Source organism: Prevotella dentalis DSM 3688, from assembly GCF_000242335.1.
GTDB lineage: Bacteria > Bacteroidota > Bacteroidia > Bacteroidales > Bacteroidaceae > Prevotella > Prevotella seregens.
The window spans coordinates 261103-281523 of the sequence record NC_019968.1; the positions used below are offsets into that span (position 1 = coordinate 261103).

Annotated in this window: 18 protein-coding genes; 10 read left to right on the top strand and 8 right to left on the bottom strand. The window is 57.0% G+C overall.

Annotation, left to right across the window (positions count from 1 at the left end):
• The first annotated feature begins 189 nt into the window (after positions 1-189).
• Entirely contained in the window at positions 190-342 is a 153-nt protein-coding gene (locus PREDE_RS14185) for a hypothetical protein (protein ID WP_168109904.1), read from the top strand.
• 35 nt (positions 343-377) lie between these two features.
• Here the strand turns inward: PREDE_RS14185 and thrS are convergent, their stop codons facing one another.
• From thrS to PREDE_RS08435, 5 genes are all read right to left on the bottom strand, one after another.
• On the bottom strand, positions 378-2327 hold the full coding sequence (thrS, locus tag PREDE_RS08415; protein ID WP_005846487.1) for a threonine--tRNA ligase: 1950 nt from the start codon (positions 2325-2327) through the stop codon (positions 378-380).
• Positions 2328-2420: 93 nt separating this feature from the next.
• Positions 2421-4400 carry a tetratricopeptide repeat protein gene (locus PREDE_RS08420; protein ID WP_005846489.1) on the bottom strand — a complete coding sequence of 660 codons (1980 nt, stop codon included), beginning with the start codon at positions 4398-4400 and terminating at the stop codon, positions 2421-2423.
• A 33-nt stretch (positions 4401-4433) separates the two neighbouring features.
• Positions 4434-4997 carry a peptide deformylase gene (gene def / locus PREDE_RS08425; RefSeq protein WP_005846491.1) on the bottom strand — a complete coding sequence of 188 codons (564 nt, stop codon included), beginning with the start codon at positions 4995-4997 and terminating at the stop codon, positions 4434-4436.
• Positions 4994-5410, bottom strand: coding sequence for a Holliday junction resolvase RuvX (gene ruvX / locus PREDE_RS08430; protein WP_027952505.1), 417 nt, complete (start codon positions 5408-5410; stop codon positions 4994-4996). Before ruvX ends, def begins: the two co-directional genes overlap by 4 nt.
• Before the next feature lie 36 nt (positions 5411-5446).
• Complete coding sequence (locus tag PREDE_RS08435; RefSeq protein WP_015310380.1) at positions 5447-5947, bottom strand: SPOR domain-containing protein; 501 nt, start codon at positions 5945-5947, stop codon at positions 5447-5449.
• 204 nt (positions 5948-6151) lie between these two features.
• Here PREDE_RS08435 and PREDE_RS08440 point away from each other — a divergent pair, with 204 nt between their 5' ends.
• The 3 genes from PREDE_RS08440 (at position 6152) to PREDE_RS08450 (ending at position 7139) form a co-directional block, all read left to right on the top strand.
• Positions 6152-6367, top strand: coding sequence for a YtxH domain-containing protein (locus PREDE_RS08440; protein WP_005846498.1), 216 nt, complete (start codon positions 6152-6154; stop codon positions 6365-6367).
• 145 nt (positions 6368-6512) lie between these two features.
• Positions 6513-6860 carry a phage holin family protein gene (locus PREDE_RS08445; RefSeq protein WP_005846499.1) on the top strand — a complete coding sequence of 116 codons (348 nt, stop codon included), beginning with the start codon at positions 6513-6515 and terminating at the stop codon, positions 6858-6860.
• Between the two features lie 21 nt (positions 6861-6881).
• The gene (locus tag PREDE_RS08450) at positions 6882-7139 is read left to right on the top strand and encodes a hypothetical protein (protein WP_005846501.1); all 258 of its coding nucleotides are present in this window, start codon (positions 6882-6884) and stop codon (positions 7137-7139) included.
• A 346-nt stretch (positions 7140-7485) separates the two neighbouring features.
• Here PREDE_RS08450 and PREDE_RS08455 read toward each other — a convergent pair whose 3' ends face one another.
• Complete coding sequence (locus PREDE_RS08455; RefSeq protein ID WP_005848072.1) at positions 7486-8637, bottom strand: IS110 family RNA-guided transposase; 1152 nt, start codon at positions 8635-8637, stop codon at positions 7486-7488.
• Positions 8638-9353: 716 nt separating this feature from the next.
• A complete protein-coding gene (locus PREDE_RS08460; protein ID WP_005846502.1) occupies positions 9354-11099 on the bottom strand; it encodes a phospho-sugar mutase in 1746 nt (581 codons plus the stop codon).
• Between the two features lie 163 nt (positions 11100-11262).
• Between PREDE_RS08460 and PREDE_RS08465 the strand changes: the two genes are divergently transcribed.
• The 4 genes from PREDE_RS08465 (at position 11263) to PREDE_RS08480 (ending at position 17189) form a co-directional block, all read left to right on the top strand.
• A complete protein-coding gene (locus PREDE_RS08465; protein WP_005846504.1) occupies positions 11263-11658 on the top strand; it encodes a DUF4491 family protein in 396 nt (131 codons plus the stop codon).
• Positions 11618-12088, top strand: a complete 471-nt coding sequence (rlmH, locus tag PREDE_RS08470) for a 23S rRNA (pseudouridine(1915)-N(3))-methyltransferase RlmH (protein ID WP_005846506.1) — start codon at positions 11618-11620, stop codon at positions 12086-12088. Before PREDE_RS08465 ends, rlmH begins: the two co-directional genes overlap by 41 nt.
• Positions 12089-12191: 103 nt before the next feature.
• Positions 12192-14786: a glycosyl hydrolase gene (locus PREDE_RS08475; protein WP_005846508.1), complete on the top strand. Its 2595-nt coding sequence runs from the start codon at positions 12192-12194 to the stop codon at positions 14784-14786.
• A 9-nt stretch (positions 14787-14795) separates the two neighbouring features.
• Complete coding sequence (locus PREDE_RS08480) at positions 14796-17189, top strand: glycoside hydrolase family 2 TIM barrel-domain containing protein (RefSeq protein ID WP_005846510.1); 2394 nt, start codon at positions 14796-14798, stop codon at positions 17187-17189.
• Here PREDE_RS08480 and PREDE_RS08485 read toward each other — a convergent pair.
• Entirely contained in the window at positions 17182-18240 is a 1059-nt protein-coding gene (locus PREDE_RS08485; protein ID WP_005846511.1) for a mannose-1-phosphate guanylyltransferase, read from the bottom strand. The two genes, PREDE_RS08480 and PREDE_RS08485, sit on opposite strands and share 8 nt — an antisense overlap.
• 150 nt (positions 18241-18390) lie before the next feature.
• On the opposite strand from PREDE_RS08485, the gene PREDE_RS08490 reads away from it, so the two are divergent.
• Together PREDE_RS08490 and PREDE_RS08495 are read left to right on the top strand one after the other, a co-directional pair.
• Positions 18391-18585, top strand: a complete 195-nt coding sequence (locus PREDE_RS08490; protein ID WP_005846515.1) for a hypothetical protein — start codon at positions 18391-18393, stop codon at positions 18583-18585.
• Positions 18586-18711: 126 nt separating this feature from the next.
• Complete coding sequence (locus PREDE_RS08495) at positions 18712-20337, top strand: ABC-F family ATP-binding cassette domain-containing protein (protein WP_005846517.1); 1626 nt, start codon at positions 18712-18714, stop codon at positions 20335-20337.
• The last annotated feature ends 84 nt before the right edge of the window (positions 20338-20421 follow it).

Sequence of the window (20421 nt, forward strand, 5' to 3'; positions counted from 1 at the left end):
CCTGCATTGCAGAGAGGCTGCAAAAATGGCTTTCGCTCAGGGACGAAACGCTAAACCGGCAAAAAAATGGCTTTCGCCCAAGGACAAAACGTTGAACCGGCAAAAAAAAGGCTTTCGCCCAACGACGAAACGCTGAACCGACAAAAAGATGGCTTTCGCCCCTGGGCGAAACGCTGAACCGGCAAAAAAATGGCTTTCGCCCAAGGACAAAACGTTGAACCGGCAAAAAAATGGCTTTCAGCAGGTGCTGAAAGCCATTTTTATGAGAGAGACCGTGTTTTGTTGATGATTCATCCAGCATTCAGAACTGCAACGTTCAACAACTTAAGACCCTCCGTGTAATTTTAAATTTTGAATTCTGAATTTAGAATTGAACATTAGTCCAGCGTCTTCAGCTGCTCGGCCACCTCGTTGTTGATACGCTGGGCAAAGTCCTGCATGGACATGGTGGCCTGTTCGCCACCGCCTTGCTTGCGCATGGACACGAGGCCTTCGGCCGCTTCCTTTTCGCCCACGACGAGCATATAGGGCACGCGCTTGAGCTCATTGTCGCGAATCTTGCGGCCAATCTTCTCATTGCGGTCGTCTATATAGGCCCGGATGTCGCGGGAATCAAAATAGGTCTTGAGCTTGAGGGCGTAATCGTTGTACTTCTCCGAGATGGGCAGGATGGCCACTTGGTCGGGCGTGAGCCAGAGGGGGAAGTGCCCTGCCGTGTGCTCTATGAGCACGGCAGTGAAGCGCTCGAGCGAGCCAAACGGGGCGCGGTGGATCATCACGGGCGTTTCCTTGGAATTGTCCTCGGCGGTGTACTCCAGCTTGAAACGCTGCGGCAGGTTATAGTCCACCTGAATGGTGCCCAGCTGCCAGCGCCGACCGATGGCGTCCTTGACCATAAAGTCGAGCTTCGGACCGTAGAAAGCGGCCTCACCAACCTCCTCGCTGGCCTTCATTCCCTTTTCGCGACAGGCCTCGCGGATGGCATTCTGGCTCTCCTCCCAGATGTCGTCAGAGCCGATGTACTTCTCGGTGTCCTTCGGGTCGCGCAGTGAAATCTGCGCCTCGTAGTTGTCGAAGCCGAATGTATTGAACACTTTCTGGATGATGTCGATATTGTTTTCAAACTCGCGCTTCACCTGTTCGCGCCGCACGAAGATGTGGGCATCGTCTTGAGTGAACGTGCGCACACGGGTGAGTCCGTGCAGCTCGCCGCTCTTTTCGTAGCGGAACACCGTGCCAAACTCGGCAATGCGCAGCGGCAGATCCTTGTACGAGCGGGGCTTGCGGGCGTACACCTCGCAGTGATGGGGGCAGTTCATCGGCTTGAGCATGTACTCCTCGTCCTCCTCGGGGGTGTGAATGGGCTGGAAAGCGTCCTTGCCATAGTGGGCGTAGTGGCCGGAGGTGATGTAGAGATTCTTGCCGCCAATGCCCGGCGTGATGACCTCCTGATAGTTGTAAGGCTTGAGCAACCGGCGCAGCATCTCCTGCAACCGCAGCCGCAACTGGGTGCCTTTGGGCAGCCAGATGGGCAAGCCCTTGCCCACGCGGTCGGAAAACATGAAGAGTTCCATCTCCTTACCTATCTTGCGATGGTCGCGTTTCTTGGCCTCCTCAAGCATCACAAGGTACTCGTCGAGCATCTTCTTCTTGGGGAAAGTGATGCCGTAGATGCGCGTCATCTGGTCGCGCTTGGCGTCGCCGCGCCAGAAAGCGCCGGCCACGCTCGTAATCTTGATGGCCTTGATGGGCCCCGTGCTCATGAGGTGAGGGCCACGACACAGGTCGGTGAAGCGGCCTTGGGTATAGGTAGAGATGGTGCCGTCTTCGAGATCCTGCTCAATATGCTCCACCTTATAGGCCTGCCCGTCGGCCTTGAACTCGGCCACGGCCTCGGCCTTGGGTACTTCGCGGCGCACCACCGGCTCGTTCTTTTTGGCCAGCTCGCGCATTTTCTCCTCTATTTTGGGGAAGTCGTTCTCGGAAATGACCTGTCCGTCGGCCGGCATGACATCGTAGAAGAAGCCATTGTCTATGGCCGGACCGAAGCCGAACTGAATGCCAGGATAGAGTTCCTGCAGGGCCTCGGCCAGCAAATGGGCGGAGGTGTGCCAGAACGTGTGCTTGCCTTCTTCGTCGTCAAACTTGTAGAGGGCGATGGTGGCATCGGCATTGATGGGGCGATTCAGTTCTGTAGTCTCGCCGTTGATCCCGCAAGATACAACGTCGCGGGCGAGAGCTGGCGAGATGCTCTCTGCGATTTGAAGACCCGTGACCCCCTGTTCGTATTCGCGGACAGAGCCGTCAGGAAATGTGATTTTAACCATATTACAAATTAGTTTTATTGAAATCGCCACAAAAGTACTATATATTTTCGGAACGGGGCCATGAAAGCGTGGTTTTTATTTCCCCTGTCGGGCCTATTTGTCCTTGGCTAGCCGCTTGGCCAGTGCATAGGCATCGTAGAGCCCCAGCTCGCCGGCCTTGCTCAGGTCGGCCAGTCCGGCCTGGGTGTGCCCGGCCTGACAGCGCACCACGCCCCGGTTGTAATACGCCTCGGCCAGACGCGGATCGATCTGGATAGCACGGGTATAGTCGTCGATGGCACGGTCGTAATGCTTGCCCTCAGCCATCAGATTGCCCCGGTCGAAGTACAGATAGGCATTCTTGGGGGCCAGTTTGAGGGCCTCGGCAAAGTCGCCCTCGGCCTGGGCAGCCTTCAAACTCACATTCTGTCCCTTGGAGGCGTCGTAGCTGTTCTGCATGGCCTGACACACGGCACGCTCCCATCGGCCGATGACCGAGCCGGGCTCGACAGCCAGATAGTCGTCCAAATCGGCCAGTGCATCGCTGTAGTTCTGGGCCTCGGCATAGGCCACGGCACGTTGCAGCAGGAGCGCGGTACGCACACGCTGGTCTTTCTCCACGCCGATGCCCTCGCTGAGGGCGTCGATGAGCTGGAAAATCTGCCGGGACTGCACGTCGGTGAGCTTCTCGCGGCTCTGGTTGCACGTGAGCGTGAGCCGGCGCAAGGGGTCGCGCTTGCTGTTGAAACCGTCCACCTCCGGGTCGTAGGCCTCATAGCCCCGCACGCCGTTGCCGTAGCTGAAATACGACAGCTGATACATGGGCAGCAAGGCTACGTCTACGTCGCGGTTCTGAATCGCGCCGCGATACTGGCTCTTGTACTCGTGCTCCACCCGCGGCTTGTCCTCCACAACAATGCTGCTGTATTTGTCCATGTCCACCTCAGACCGCTTGCGCATCTCCTTGATTTTCTTGTTGCTCCACCGCTGTTGTATGCCGACGCGCTTGTCCATCTGTGCCTTGAAAATGCGAAACTCGTCCATTTCGGCCTTGGCCGTCATGCCCAGCCGCCGGTAGCAGCGGGCGCGGCTACTCAATCCGGCCCAGAAGTTAGGAAACTGATCTATCACGGCGGTGTAGTCGCGGATGGCGGCCCGCAGGTCTCCCACCTTGTCGTTGAGCAGGGCACGGTTGTAGATGGCCATGAAATTCTGCGGCTCCATCCGGATGACGAAGTCGAAGTCGCTGATGGCCCGGTTGTCGTCGCCCAGTTGCACGCGGAGCAGTCCGCGGTTGTAGTGGGCCAGAAAGTTGTTGGGTTCCAGGTCGATGGCCATGTCATAATCAGCCATGGCCCCCCTGAGATTGTTGGTGTTGAGCCGTGCAAGAGCGCGGTTCACATAGTTGTTTGCCAATTTTGGCCGCAGGTGAATGGCCTTGCTCAGGCAAGTATCGGCCACGTGCCACTGGCGGCGGTTCAGGGCAATGTACGAGCGCGTGGTCCAGGCATCGGCATTGTAGGGGTCGACGGCCAGGCTTTTGGCCAGCCATGTGTCGGCCTGCGCGGTGTCGCGCTTGTTCAGATAGACCTCCGCTTTGAGCGAATAGCTGGTGGCTACGTTGGCCCAACGCTGGATAATTGTGTCAGCTTCGAGCAGCGCCTGGTCGTAGTCTTTCACGTTCAGACGGCAGATGGCCCGGTTGAGCCAGAAACTCGACACCAACGGATTCAGTCTGATGGCCTTGGTGTAGTCGCCGATGGCCTCCTCATATTTTTCCTGACGGATGCGCGAGATGGCGCGCAGGTCGAGTATCTGCTCAATATAGGGATTCAATTCTATGGCCTTGGTGGCATCCTGCTCAGCCCCCACGTAGTCATCCAAATAGAACTTGGCCACCGAACGGTCGTACCACGGCAGCCACAGATAGGGCTTCAGTGCCAGCACCTTGTTGAAATACTGGATGGAGAGCACATAATCTTCATAGTGCAAGGCCACCTCGCCGCTGGTAATCAGCCGGTCCACATTGTACTGGGCACCCGCCCTGACGGTGGCCAGTAACGCCATGAGCATGACGATGATGTTGCGCTTCATGCCTGCAAAAAAAGTAAAAGGAGGAAAGAAAAACTACTTACGACTGGACTTCACCCGATAGTTGCAGTGGAATTTGCCCTGCATGATGCCGCGCAGCTTGTTTCGGATGAGCTGCTTGCGCAGGGGTGTCACCCGGTCTACATACATCGTTCCCTCCAGGTGATCGAACTCATGCTGCATCACGCGGGCCAGATAGCCCTCCACCCATTCGTCGTGCGGCTGCAGTTCCTCGTCCAGATATTGCACATGAATGCGGGAGTAGCGTGTCACATTCTCGCTAAGTCCGGGGATGGAAAGGCAGCCCTCCTCCATGGTTTCCCGCTTCGACTTGGTGTCTACTTCCACTATATGGGCGTTGATGAACGCGTGTCGGTACCCGGCATACTCGGGCAAATCCTCTTTCAGCACATCCAGATCGATCACCACCACCCGGATGGACTTGCCCACCTGGGGGGCTGCCAGCCCCACGCCCGACGAGGCCTCGAGCGTCTCGTACATGTCGGCGATGAACTGTTTCAGGTCGGGATAGTCCGCGGGAATGTCCTGGGCCACCTTTCGCAGCACGGGTTGGCCGTAAGTATAGATAGGTAATATCATTTTCTTGAGTTCATGTAATCCTGAAGAATAATCGTGGCGCTAATCTCGTCTACAAGCCCTTTGTTCTCACGCCTGGCTTTCTTTTTGACTCCGCCCTCTATCATGGCCCGGTGGGCCAGCACCGAAGTGAAGCGCTCGTCATAATAATCGATGGGAATCGCGGGGTGGGCATTGCGCCATCTGCCCACAAAATTTTCCACCCTCGCCAGGTTCTCCGAGGGCTGCCCACTGGTCTGCATGGGCTTGCCGATAACAATTTGTTCGACCTCCTCCCGCACCACATACTGCGAGAGAAAGTCGAACAGGTCTTTGGTTTCCACTGTTGTCAGACCGTTGGCAATGAGTTGCAGGGGGTCGGTCACCGCCAGCCCCGTGCGTTTCTTGCCATAGTCTATGGATAGTATCCTTGCCAAATATGCAAAAGTCTTGTCGTTGTCTCGGCCCAAACCTTATTTCTTGAACAGCAACCAAGCGTCGCTCTTCGGATTGTACTGGCTGCCGCGGATGGCATCGCGGCTCTGCACGGCCTGTGCCTTGTCGGCATAGGTAGACGCAATGACGCGATACATGTTCAGACTGGAGTTATAAGCCACCTGGGCGTCGTAGCCGCCCTGCTTCAAAGTGTTCTGCATGCCCTCGGCATTGGCTTTCAGCGAGAACGAGCCCACCACCACACTGTAGGCCTGCAAACCGGCGCCGCTCACCACGGTCACGTCTTCAGTACGCACCGTGGCGTTGTTCACGTTGATGACCGTGGTCTGGCTGGCAGGTTTTTCCACCAACGGAGTCACTACCGGAGCCTCCTCCTGTGCGGGCCGGGAAGCCTGCGACTGTTCTTCTTGAGCCTTGGCTTTCTCGTAGGCTTTCTTGTAGGCGCTCTCCTGCGGTTTGCAACTGGTGAAAGCTAAAGCCACGCACAAGGCCATGCCCATTACCGATAATTTCTTCATTTCTCTGTATTTTAGTTGTTGATATTCGCTGTGCGAAATTACGAAAATATTCATAAACGCTGAAAACAAGGGCGCATAAAGTTTGTTAAATCAGGCAAATAGACACCTTTTAACAAAAAAAACCTTTCGCAACCCTTGCCGTTTTACGCGAAATCGCTATATTTGCAACAAGAACATTTCTTACTTTAACGAAAAGATTAAAATATGAAAGCAATCGGTTACATTGGGGCATTCTTTGGGGGTGCCATCGCCGGAGCGGCCTTAGGTCTGCTTCTGGCTCCGGAAAAGGGCGAAGAGACGCGCTGCAAAATCGCAGACGCAGTAGACGACTTCTGTAAGAAACACGACATCAAGCTCAACCGCAAAGATGCGAACGACTTGGTCGACGACATCAAAGATGCCGTAGAAGCTGCCGAGTAAGCTCCTATGTCGCAAGACGGGCACGGGCAGCGGCACGCCACTATCACAGCAGGGGGCCGCTGCCCGTCTTCCGTTTCATCCGTACTTTCGCTTTCTGCCGCCCGGCAGAGAGCCTCAACCATGAAGGTAAACCTCGTCAATTGTTATGTTTTCAAACGACCAGAATATAGAGACCATAGGCCAGCTTGTGGAAACCATCAAGCACTATGTGGGACTGAAAAGCGAATACATCAAGCTGGACATGGTGGAAAAGACGGTGCGCATCCTCACTGCCATCGCCATCATGGCCATACTCTGCGTGCTGCTTTCGCTCATGTTGATCTACCTGAGCTTCGCTGCAGCCTATGCCCTCATGCCGCTTGTTGGCGGCGTTGCGGCGTTTGCCATCATTGCATGCGCCTACTTGGCGATGCTCTTGTTGTGCCTCACCTTTCGCAAGCAATGGATAGAGCGCCCGCTTGTCAAGTTTCTCGCCTCGCTCCTGTTAAGCTAACCGTCAAGTCAATCCGGCCTTATGCTCACCAATCCTTCCTCTCCCGCCTCCTACAACACCATCGAAGAGATTCAGCTTCGCAAGTCACTCCTGCAGAAAGACATGCTGAAAGACGATGGCAAAATCCGCAACCAGTGGCACTCGCTCTTCAGTCCGCCCGCGGCTTTGAGCAAGAATGCGTCTCGTGCCAAGCGCATAAACAGCCTCCTCAACACGGGGGCGGGCCTCTTCGACGCCTTTATGCTTGGATGGAAACTATACCGAAAATTCAAGAGATAACGGCTAACAGATCTTAATTTAGGGGAGGTCAGCGCTAATAAATGTTACAAATACACTATATTCCGGCCATTTATTTGCAACTATGGACTAAACAACGTATCTTTCCTCTATAAAACCGAAAATAAAAGCCCTTCCAGGTAACTCAAACACCCGGAGTTCGCCACCTCGTTCCATATTGGTTGCGTACAGGCCCGTCTCCAGGCCTGCATAAACGATAATGATACTTTCCTCTTCGAGCTCCGGGCTCACACTGGGTTCCATCGCCGGCCATGTCGTGGGTTAATTTGCAAAGCGAGGTCGCGTGCCATCACAAAGATAATAGCCTTTCCATGACCGGTATATCGTGTCATCCGTTTTCGTCGGAAGTCCCGATTCTGTTGTCGAAGTCCTTGTATTGGACGTTCCGGCTGAGTATGTGCCATGCGCAGACAAGCATCTTGCGCGCAATGGCGACCTGTACTTTCATCCTGTTCTTTCTGCGGACTTGTGTCTGATGATAGGAGAAGCGGTTGAAGAAACAGCCTTGGGTGCGGCTCGCGCCCCAGGCGCATTGGATGAGGGTGCGGCGCAGGTAGCGGTTGCCATGGGTGATGCAGCGTGACTTTATGGTCTTGTTCGACTGGTCGTTGCGTGGTCTCAGGCCACTCCATGAAGTAAGATGGTTTGCCGTCTGGAAATGGCCCATGTCCGTTCCGATTTCTGCAATCAGTGAGGTGGCGGCCCTCATCTTTATTCCCGGTATGGTCTGTAGGTTCTGCAATGCGGCGGAGTATTCCCTTTCACAGACGGCCTGCATCTTGTCCATGCATTCCTGCTTATGTTGCCCGGCCATGTCTATCTCGGCCTTGAGCTGGCGCAGGATGTCCATGTCGCATTCCGTGACGCATCCCGTGAGCGAGGAGATGATGGTGTCCTTCCCGTGGCGATTGATGATACGGCCGTGAATCTCCTCCACAAGCACCTTGGGGTCGGTCACGCCCTCGCAGATCCTGTCTATGACGGACTTGTAGCTCTTGCTGTCCGTGTTGGACACGTAGTTGCCCAGCCGGATGTTGCACCGCTGGACGACGGCGTCGAGCTTGGCGAGCTTTCGGACAATCTCATCGTCAAGGTCGTAGATGCGCCTGTCATACTGGCGCAGCTGCTGGATGCGCTCGGGCGGGACGAAGCTGCCACGGACAAGTTCCTTCATCATGCACTCCGCTATCCACCGGGCATCCTTGACATCGCTCTTGTGGCCGGGAAGCTGCCTGATGAAGTAGGGGTTGATGAGCTTCAGCTTGAAGTGCGGCTCAAGCACACGCCATACAGGAATCCAATAGACACTCGTGCTTTCCATGCCGGCCTCCTCTACGTGATGTGTGAGCATCAGATCACGCATTTCCTGTAACTGGCAGGTCAGAACACCGAAAACTTTCTCAATAATTTCGCCTGTGCTGCTCAAAATACAAAGATAAATGCTATCTTTGTGCACGTCAAGGCCGCATACGATTCTCATAAGCCTACATTTTGAGGATTATTAATACCTCTCAAAGATAATACAAATTGTGCCACGAGCATGTGTTTAGGACAAGGAAATCTATGCTGGCCTTGACACTTCTACCGGTACAAGGGAAGCCGTCAGGGAATTTATTTTTGGTTTTTTATTACCACTGGCTTATAAATCACGATTTTTATGTAAATTTGCAATGTGTTTTTCATAGTATTAGATTTAAGGTTAACAAGGTTGGAGTACAGCGGTACTCCTTTTTTGTGCCCGCTCACATCGGACGGAAACAGCACTCCGGCAATTGCCTTTCCTTGAATCTACAACTCCATCCACTGCGCAGAAAGTATTAAATCCCGGCCTCGGGGCAAAGACATGTGTCGTGCCCGGCACAGACCCCACCGGGGGCTGCATGGACCGCCGGCTGGATTTCCCGGGGCGCTCAAGGCGTCGGGCGTATTCCGCCGGCAGCCGGCGGCGTTGCGTCCGCGGTTCAAACGCGTTGCGATTACGGGCAGAACGCAGCGCGTTTGGGCCGTAATCGCAACGCGATCTACGCTTCATCGCATCGCGTTTAACGGCTGAAGACAAAAGCCGGACAAGCCGCCGGGCAATCGTTCAGGCGATTGCACGGACAATACCAACGAAAAAAGGAGCGGCAAGCAGCGGAACCCGAAGTGCGGTTCCCGTGCTTGCCGCTCCCTGACAGGGTGGCGAACGGCGGCCCGTTACAGGCCGAGGCTGCGCTTGATGGCCTCCACCTTGTCGGCTCCCTGCCGGTCGAGCTCCACATACTGGTCGGCCGAGGTCATCGAAGCCTTGACTTCTATGTAGAACTTAATCTTCGGCTCGGTGCCCGACGGGCGCACGCTCACCTTGGTATCGTCGTCGCAGAACCACTGCAACACGTTGCTCGGCTCGGGCATGTCGAGCTTCGTGGTGCGGCCTTGGGCGTCTTTGGCCTCGAGCGTCTTATAGTCCTTCCACAGCACTACGCGGGAACCGCCGAGGTCTTGAGGCGGGTTATTGCGGAAGTTGACCATCATTTGCTGTATCTCCTCCGCGCCACTCTTGCCCGGGCGCTCCACATTAACGGTGAACTCCTTGGAGAAACCATACTCCATGTAGATGTCCATCAGGATGTCGTAGAGCGTCTTGCCGTGGTCTTTGGCATAGGCACAGATCTCCGCCAGCAGCGAGCAGGCCGACACGGCATCCTTGTCGCGCACGAAGTCCTCGGCCAGAAAGCCGTAGCTCTCTTCGCCGCCGCCGATGTATTGCTGCTTTCCTTCCGAGAGGCGAATCTCGTTGGCAATCCACTTGAAGCCCGTGTAGCAGTCGCGCATTTCGATGTGCTGCTTCTCGGCAATCTTGCGAATCACCTCCGTGGTCACGATGGTCTTCACGATGAAGTCCGTCGGTTTCATCTTGCCCGTGGCCTGGCGGTTGGTGATGATGTACCAAAGGAAGAGCAGACAAGTCTGGTTTCCGTTGATGAGCACCCACTCGCCCTTGTTGTTCTTGCAGGCCATGCCCACACGGTCGGCATCGGGGTCGCTGGCCATGAGGATGTCGGCGTCCAGCGCCTTGGCGTCGCGCAGACCCAGTGTGAGGGCTTCGGCAAACTCGGGGTTGGGGCGGTCCACGGTGGGGAAGTTGCCGTCCTTAATCATTTGCTCGGGCACACAGTGCACGTTGTCGAAGCCCCAGAAAGCCAGCGAGCGGGGAATCATGACGCGCCCGGCGCCGTGCAGCGGCGTGTAGACAATCTTGAGGTCGTGCTGGCGGCGGATGGTCTCGGGGTCAATGGAGATGGTACGAATCTGGCGCAGGTAGGGCTCATCGATGTCTTCGCCGATGATCTGGATCAGATTGGGGTTGCCTTCAAACTTCACATCGTCGATGTTCACCTTGTTCACCTCGTCGATGATGCCCTTGTCGTGGGGTGCCAGCACCTGTGCGCCGTCTTCCCAGTAGGCCTTGTAACCGTTGTACTCGCGGGGGTTGTGGCTGGCCGTGATGTTCACGCCGGCCTGTGCGCCGAGGTGACGTATGGCAAACGAGCACTCGGGCGTGGGGCGAAGATCGTCAAAGATATAGGCCTTGATGCCGTTGGCCGAGAAGATGCGGGCCACGGTCTCGGCATACAGACGGCTGTTGTTGCGGCAGTCGTGGCACACAACAGCCGAGATTTGCTGCTTGTCCTTAAAGTTTTTCTTCAGATAATTGGCAAAACCCTGCGTGGCCATGCCCACCACGTATATGTTCATGCGGTTGGTGCCGGCGCCCATGATGCCGCGAAGGCCGCCCGTGCCGAACTCCAGGTCGCGGTAGAAGCTCTCAATAAGGTCCGTTTTGTCGTTGTTGTCAAGCATGGCTTGCACCTGCCGGCGCGTCTCCTCGTCGAAAGCGGGCGACAACCACTGCCTGGCTTTTGCCTCACACTGGGCAATCAGCTCTGCGTTATTTTCCATAATGGTTGATGTTGAATGTTAATATTTAAGTGTTTACGGGCAAAGATAGTGATTATTTTCGGAAACAGGCCCACGCGTATGGATATTTTTTCGTAAATTTGCGCACGTTTACACCGGACACGCGCCCGGTTTGCCATTCAATCATTAACACCCTGCCAACCCTATGCTGTACTTCACAGGCCTGATTATTGCCGTCTGCACCTTTCTGATTATCGGATTCTTCCACCCCATTGTCATCAAGACCGAATACTATTTGGGCACCAAACCGTGGTGGCTTTTCCTGGTGGGAGGCGTCGTCTGCATCGTCTGTTCGCTGCTCATCGAGAATACCATTGTCTCGTCCATCGTGGGTGTGGTGGGTGCCAGCATGCTCTGGTCCATCGGCGAAATCTTTGCCCAGAAGAAACGTGTGGAGAAAGGTTGGTTCCCCATGAACCCCAAACGGCGCGACCAGTACCAGGCCATCAGCCCCGACGAAACGCTCTGTCCCGTACGTAAGGGCAAAACCATCTACAGCGATGAAGACAGTACTTATACTCATCGGCAGGACGGTCAATAAGCATTTTGCCGCCGGCATCGACGACTACGTGGGCCGCACGGCCCACTACATGCCGTTCGAGGTGAAAGTGATTCCCGAACTCAAGAACACCAAAAGCCTCACGGAAAGCCAGCAAAAAGAGCGCGAGGGCGAGCTTGCATTGAAGCTCCTGCAGCCCTCCGACACGTTGGTATTGCTCGACGAGCACGGGCAGGAGCTGCGGAGCGTGGAGTTTGCCGCATGGCTTCAGGCGCGGCAGAACACGGCCCGCCGGCTGGTCTTTCTCATTGGCGGCCCCTATGGCTTCTCGCCGGCCGTGTACGAGCGGGCCAACGAAAAGCTGTCGCTCTCGCGCATGACGTTCAGCCACCAGATGGTGAGGCTGGTCTTTGCCGAGCAAATCTATCGGGCATGCACCATCATGCGGGGAGAACCCTACCACCATGAGTAGGCAACGCTATATATAAAGAGGTGAGAGGCGGCAAGACGACGAGGGGAAAAACGAGGAACAGACAGAAACAAACAAAACAATCAAAAACAATCTATTTGAAAAAATGAAACGACAAATCCTTTTATCGCTGGTTTTCGCAGCCATGGCCATGGCTCCTGCCAAAGCCCAGCAGTGGCCGACGGCAAGCCGGGAAGCTAAGCCCGGGCTCCGCTGGTGGTGGCTGGGGTCGGCCGTAGACACGGCCAATCTGGGATGGAACCTGCGGCAATATGCCGCCCACGGCGTGGGAGCCGTAGAGATAACACCCATCTATGGCGTGCAGGGCAACGCGCAACACAACATCGATTACCTCTCCGACCGGTGGATGGAAATGCTGCGCCACTGCGAGACCCTGGGCAGCCGGCTTGGCATAGAGATAGACATGGCCACCGGAACGGGCTGGCCTTTCGGCGGCCCGTGGGTGCCCTTGGAGGAGAGCGCCTCCAAAATGGTCATCGAAAACGACACCGTAGACCGGAGAAGCTACAAGGCTTTACGCCGCACGCCCGGCGTGGACAAGGATGGGCAAACCCGCTTTGTGGGCCGCTATTACTTCCCCATCGGCAAGAAGAGCTGGCGCGTCATCAGCCTGTGGCAGCGGCTTGGCGTGATGAAAGTGAAGCGACCCGCGCCCGGCGGCAGTGGATGGGTGGTGGATCATTTCGACCGAACGGCCGTAGAACACTACCTGAACCACATTGCCGAGGCCTTTGAGCGCACGCATACTCCCTATCCCCACACCTTTTTCAACGACAGCTACGAGGTGTCCGAGGGCGACTACACCACCCGACTCTTCGATGAGTTCCGACGCAGGCGGGGCTATTCGCTCGAAGCCTGCATGGACAAGCTCGTCGACGGCGACCGCCAAGTGGTGGCCGACTACCGCGAGACGCTGGCCGACCTGCTGCTCGAGAACTTCACACAGACCTGGACTGCCTGGGCGCACAGCCATGGCGCCATCACCCGCAACCAGGCCCACGGCTCACCCGCCAACCTCATCGACTGCTATTCGGCCGTCGACATCCCGGAGATAGAGGGCTTCGGCCTTACCGACTTCGGCATTCGCGGGCTGCGCAGGGACGCTGGCATGACGCGAAAGAACGACTCCGACTTCTCCATGTACAAGTGGGCCTCGTCGGCTGCACACATCAACGGCAAGCCTTTCACGTCGAGCGAGACCTTCACCTGGCTGACGGAACACTTTCGTACTTCGCTCTCGCAGATGAAGCCCGACATGGACTTGATGTTCTGCGGCGGCGTGAACCACATGTTTTTCCACGGCACAGCCTATTCGCCCAGGGAGGCCGCGTGGCCCGGGTGGAAGTTCTACGCCTCGGTAGACATGAGTCCCACCAACACGATTTGGCGCGACGCGCCTTTCTTCATGGACTACATCACGCGCTGCCAGAGCTTCCTGCAGTGGGGGCGGCCCGACAATGACTTTCTGGTCTACGTGCCGGTGCGCGACCTCTGGAACATGCAGTCCAAGGGAAAACGGCTCATGCAGCTGGCCATTCACACCATGGGGCGGCTCGCCCCCGACTTCGTGCATGCCATTGACGAGCTGGATCGCATGGGCTACGACTGCGACTACGTGAGCGAACGCTACCTGCTCACCACCACTTTCACCGGCGGCATGCTGCAAACCGCCGCCGGCACGCGCTACAAAGCCCTGGTCATCCCCGGCAAGGACAACATTCTTACTCCCGCCGTGAACCGCCACATCGAGGCCCTACGCGCCCAGGGTGCACAGATTGTTGTGGGTGTCGAGGCCGCCGAGCTGGCCCGTGCAGCCCGCCCGGAGGAGCTGAAGACGCGGCTTGGGCTCAAGATGATTCGCCGGGCTAACGACAAGGGGCACCATTATTTCATCGCCAACCTCAGCAGCCGCGACGTTGATGGCGACGTGCGCCTGGCCGTGCCCTGCGCCCAAGCCCTGTGGTTCGACCCGATGAATGGCCGTCGCTACCGGGCCGACATGGGCAATGGGGCCGTGCATGTCAGCCTGCGCTCGGGCGAAAGCATGATTCTACAGACCTTTACCGATGGCGGGACGCTGCGCCTCGACGGCGACAGCAGCCGGCTGCCCGACGGCACTGCCCTCGCCAGCCGCAAGACCTTGTCTGCCGCCGACAAGGCCAAAGAGCTGCGCGGAGGCTGGACCCTGCGCTTCACCGAGGCCGAACCAAGCTGTGGCAAGACGTTCCATCTGGATGGCTTGCAAGGTTGGGAGACACTCGACGACACCACGCGCACGCTGCGGGGAACGGGCGTTTACGAATGTTCGGTGAGGTTGACCAAGCAGGAACTCGCCGCCAGCAACGACTGGATCATCGACCTGGGCGACGTGCGCGAGAGCGCGCGCCTCTACGTCAACGGCTCGTTCGTGGGCTGTGCCTGGGCCGTACCCTATACGCTTCAGTTCTCCAACAAATTCAAGCCCGGGCTCAACATCATCCGTATTGAGGTGACCAACCTGCCGGCCAACCGCATCAGCCAACTCGACCGCGAGGGCGTGGCCTGGCGACGGATGGAAGACATCAACGTGGTCGACATCAATTACAAGAAGACCAGCTACGCCAACTGGGCCCCGATGCCCTCTGGCCTCACCGCTCCCGTGACGCTCTATCAGTTGAAATCATCCTCAACCCATCAATAAAAAACAAACATGCAAAAACCAATCTGCACTCTTTTGACGCTGTTCCTGCTGGCCGCCCCGGCCATGGGACAGCGCACCGTCGAATATCTGAACGACGGATGGAAGTTCCATTGGGGACAGGCCGACCCGCAACACCTCAATACCGAGGGCTGGCGCACGGTGGACGTGCCCCACGATTTCCAGATAGAACAGCCGTGGGTGGCCCCCTCGGCCGACGAAAGGGAGAACAATTCCGACGGAGCCTCCAACTTCAAGAGCCGGCTTTCGGCCCGGGCTTTCAAAGAGATGGGCGAGGGCTGGTATGTCAAAACCATCACCCCCGATGCCGGTTGGCAGGGGCGGCGTGTGCTAATTGACTTTGAGGGCATCATGTATGTAGGCGACGTTTATCTCAATGGAGAGCGTGTGGGAGGAACCGACTACGGCTACGTGGGCTTCGAAATCGACCTCTCCCGTAAGCTGCGCTACGGCCAACCCAACACTATTGCCGTGCGGGCCTCGACCGGCAGCCCCACCGACTCGCGATGGTACACCGGCGGCGGCCTCTTCCGCAACGTGCATTTGGTCACCACTGACGCCCAGTTGTACTTTGCGCGCCACCCGCTTTACGTCACCACCACCGACAACCGAGAGGTGCATGTACAGGTAGAAGTGGCCAACTTGACCAAGTACAACTCCGTGAATCTGCAGTTGGAACTGATCGACAATACGGGGCGCACGGTTTACGCCAAACGGCAGGACATGCCCTACATGCGGCGGTACAAGACCAACGAACTGCGGTGGGAACCTGTTGTTGTAAGCGATGCCCATCTGTGGAACATCGACGATCCCTATCGCTACACGGCCCGCGTCACCTTATATAATCATGAGGGCCGGGCTGTCGACTGCGTGTCCACGCGTTTCGGCATCCGCAACTTTGAGATTGGTCCCGACTTTGGACTCAAGCTCAACGGCCGCAAGCTGCTGCTCAAGGGCATAGCCAACCACCACACTCTGGGTGCCCTTGGTGCCGCCGCTTATCCGCGCGCCATGGAGAAGCGGCTCAAACTGCTCAAGGACTTCGGGTTCAACCATGTCCGTACCAGCCACAATCCCTATTCCGAGAGTTTCCTCAATCTCTGCGATTCGCTGGGCTTTGTCGTCGTGGACGAGCTCTACGACAAGTGGTTGCAGCAGTACACGGGAGGTCGCACACCGTGGATGCAGCAGTGGCCTTACCAGTTGCCGGAGTGGATCAAGCGCGACCGCAACCACCCTTGCGTGGCTCTTTGGAGCCTCGGCAACGAGTTGCAGACCTACGCCAACCTGCCCTTCGACGACGGAGGAGTCACTCCTTATCGGATGCTCAAGGCCGTGCTCCAGCGTTACGACGACACACGCAAGGTCACTGTAGCCATGCACCCGCGCGGCCGTAACCTGCAAACCGACTCGCTGCCCTGCGACCTGGCCCTGCAAACCGACGTTCAGGCCTACAACTACCGCTACATGTACTTCCCCGGCGACGGCCGCAAGTTTCCCTGGATGACGTTCTACCAGAGCGAGGCCAACCTCTCGATGATGGGCCCCAACTTCTTCGGCATGGACCTCGACAAGGTGATTGGGCTGGCCTACTGGGGCATGATTGATTACCTGGGCGAGAGCATGGGCTGGCCACGAAAGGGCTGGACCGACGGCGTGTTCGACATCTCGCTTCAGCCCAAGCCCATGGCGTGGCTGCTTCGCTCTATGTTTAAGCCCGAGGAACCGGTCTGCCATATTGGCATTGTCGACAGCAAGGCGCGCCAAACCGAGTGGAACGGCATCGTCTTTTCCAACGACGGCATGAGCGACCACTGGAACCGCATCCCCGGTCAGCAGCTCACAGTCAAGGTGTTCACCAATGCACATCGCGTGGAACTCGTGGAAAACGGACATAAGATAGCCGAGCAAGCCAATACGGCCGACCCGCAGAAGCGCAACCAGCTGCAGTTTGACCAAGTGACCTACCAGCCCGGTTGGCTGGAGGCTGTGGCCTACGACGAGAAAGGGAAACGCGTGGCCAGCCACCGCATCGAGACTGCCGGCGAGATGAAACGGCTGAAAGCGGAGCCCGATGCCGAGGTCTGGCATGCCGACGGGCAGGATTTACAGCACGTGCGCATCACTGCATTGGACAGCCGCGGACGGCGGGCGGTCTCGGCCCAACAGCGGCTCACGTTCAGCGTGACGGGCGATGCGCGCATCGTGGCCGTGGACAATGGCAACAATGCCTCCGACGAACTGCATGCCGTTGCCGAGCGCAGCCTCTGCAACGGCTCTGCCCTCGTCATCCTCCGGGCCGGCAAAAAGGCCGGCAAGGTGGTGCTCACCATCCGAGATGACAAGGGAAAATCACAGAAGCTGGTGCTCAATACCGTTAAATAAATTGGGCGATGCGCTGCTCTTCGGAGAGCTGGCACACCAGCAACACGCCGTCGCGCTCGGCCACGATACAGTTGTCCAGCCCCTGCAACACCACCTTTCGCTCCTGCGATGTGTGTACCATGCAGTTGCGGCAGTCCACCAATTTGACGTCTTTCCCCACGACCGCGTTGCCGTAAAGGTCGTGGGGCGCATCCAAGAGCAGCGAGCTCCACGCTCCCAAATCGCTCCATCCGAAGCTGGCCGGGCAGACAAAAAACTCCTCTGCTTTCTCCAACACGGCGTGGTCCAGCGAGATCCCCTCGCAGTCGGCATAGACGCCGGCGACGGCTTCCCGCCCTTCCGGTGTGTCCAGCACGTCTTTCTGGCGTTCAAAAATACGGTTGATGCGCGGCGCATAGATGCGCAGTGCGTTCACGATGGTCTCCACGCTCCAGATAAAGATGCCCATGTTCCAATAGTAGTTGCCCTCCTGAATGTAGCGCGTTGCCGTGGCCAAGTCGGGCTTCTCATGGAACTGATCCACGCGGAACACCCCTTTGTTGCGCGCAGAATTAGAGCTCAGGTCGGCCTGGATATAGCCGTAACGGGTCTCCGGCCGCATGGGTTTCGTACCCACTGTAAGGATGGCATCCGTCTCGCTTGTAAAGGTGAGGCCGTTGCCAATGACGTGTTTAAAGGCTTCGACATCGGTCACCAGGTGGTCGGCCGGCGTCACCACGACATTGGCTTTAGGGTCTGCCATCTTGATGCACCAGCTCACATAGGCGATGCAGGGAGCCGTCCCCCGGCTGCAAGGCTCCAGCAGCACGTGGTCGGCCGGCACTTCGGGGAGCTGCGCCCGCACGAGTCCGGCATAGCGTTCATGGGTAACCACCCATACCCTGTCGGGCTCGAACAGCCCGCCGAAACGGTCGAGCGTCATTTGTATCAGCGTGCGCCCCGTGCCCAGCACATCGACAAACTGTTTGGGAGTTTCGGCAGTACTCACGGGCCAGAAACGGTCGCCCGCCCCACCTGCCATGATGACCAGATGATGATTCAAACGAGACATAGATCAGAAATTAAAGCAATGATAAGGGCAAAAATAACCAAAATAAATAGCATGAACAAGAAATTGCCCTTGCTTTTTCTCTTTTGGCATGAAATTAGCATGCAAGTCGGCATGGCGGGACGGCCGTCGCCGTTCTGATAGCTCCGGCTTATGGCAGTACAGTATATTCTCATTGGACTCATCCTCGTAGTGTGCACGGCATACGTGGCCCGCCGCGTATACCATGCCCTGACGCATGCCGGCGACCCCTGCCACGGTTGCCGGCTCAAGTCTTCGTGCGCACGCCACAAGCAGCCGAGGGAGCATCGGGCCATGAAAGAGCCGTGCACGGACCAGGCGCAGTAGGCCCGCATCCATGCCCAAACCCTGCCACGCACCGGCTTTTTACCGTTAAAACACCGTTATCTCGGGGATTTGTTGTACCTTTGCAGCCGATTTCAACAACGTTCAATCAGGTATTAAAACATTGAAATGATAACATTGACCAACCTCGCCATCCAGTTTGGCAAGCGAGTTCTCTACAAAGACGTAAACATCAAGTTCACACGCGGAAACATTTATGGTGTCATCGGCGCCAACGGAGCCGGCAAATCCACCCTGCTGCGCGCCATCAGCGGCGAGCTGGAACCCAACAAAGGCTCCGTGGAGCTGGGGCCGGGCGAGCGCCTCTCCGTGCTGGAACAGGACCACTTCAAATACGACGCCTACAGCGTGATGGACACCGTACTCATGGGTTACGAGGCCCTTTGGAACAACATGAACGAGCGCAACGCCCTCTACGGCAAGGCCGAGATAACCGAGGAAGACGGCAACCGCGCCGCCGAACTGGAGGAGAAGTTTGCCGAGATGAACGGATGGGAGGCCGAAAGCAACGCTGCACAGCTGCTGCAAAACCTGGGCATCATGGACGACCTGCACCAGAAACAGATGAGCGAACTCTCCAACAACGAGAAGGTGCGCGTGATGCTGGCCAAGGCTCTCTTTGGAAAACCAGACAACCTGCTGCTCGACGAGCCCACCAACGACCTCGATCTCGACACCGTGGAGTGGCTGGAGACCTATCTTGGAGAGATTGACGAGAGCCAGACGGTACTCGTAGTGAGCCACGACCGACACTTCCTCGACTCTGTTTCGACCCAGACCATCGACATCGACTTCGGCAAAGTAACCGTCTTTGCCGGCAATTACAGCTTCTGGTACGAGAGTTCGCAGCTGGCCCTGCGACAGGCGCAGAACCAGAAGATGAAGGCCGAAGAGAAGAAGAAACAGCTGGAAGAGTTCATCCGCCGCTTCTCGGCCAACGTGGCCAAAAGCCGTCAGACCACCTCGCGCAAGAAGATGTTGGAGAAGCTCAACGTGGACGAGATTCGCCCGTCGAGCCGCAAATATCCCGGCATCATCTTCCAGATGGAGCGCGAACCGGGCAACCAGATACTCGAAGTGCAGGGTCTCAAGGCCGTGGATACCGACGGAACGGTGCTCTTCGACCATGTGGACTTCAACATTGAAAAGGGAGAAAAGGTGGTGTTCCTGAGCCACAACCCCAAGGCCATGACCGCCCTTTTCGAGATTATCAACGGCAACCGCCAGGCCGACGCCGGCGAATACAAGTGGGGAGTAACCATCACCACGGCCTACCTGCCCCTGGACAACACCAAGTTTTTCGAGACCGACCTCAACCTCGTGGACTGGCTCAGCCAGTATGGCCCCGGCAACGAGGTGGCCATGAAAGCCTATCTGGGCCGCATGCTCTTCCGCCAGGAAGAGGTGGAGAAGCAGGTAAACGTGCTCTCGGGCGGCGAGAAAATGCGCTGCATGATTGCGCGCATGCAGCTGCAAAACGCCAACTGCCTCATTCTCGACACGCCCACCAATCACCTCGACTTGGAGAGCATTCAGGCGTTCAACAACAATTTGGTGGCGTTCAAGGGCAACATTCTCTTCGCGAGCCACGACCACGAGTTCATCCAGACCGTGTCCAACCGCATCATTGAACTCACGCCCGGCGGCACCATCGACAAGCTCATGCCCTACGACGAGTACATCTACGACGAACAAATCAAGGAGCAGAAGGCCCGCATGTATGGCAAGGCCTGACACCTTATTATATTATAGCAACCGCCCCACCCCGTTGGCGGCGTAAAGACGAGAGAGTGGCATGCTTTTTGCAGCCACTCTCTT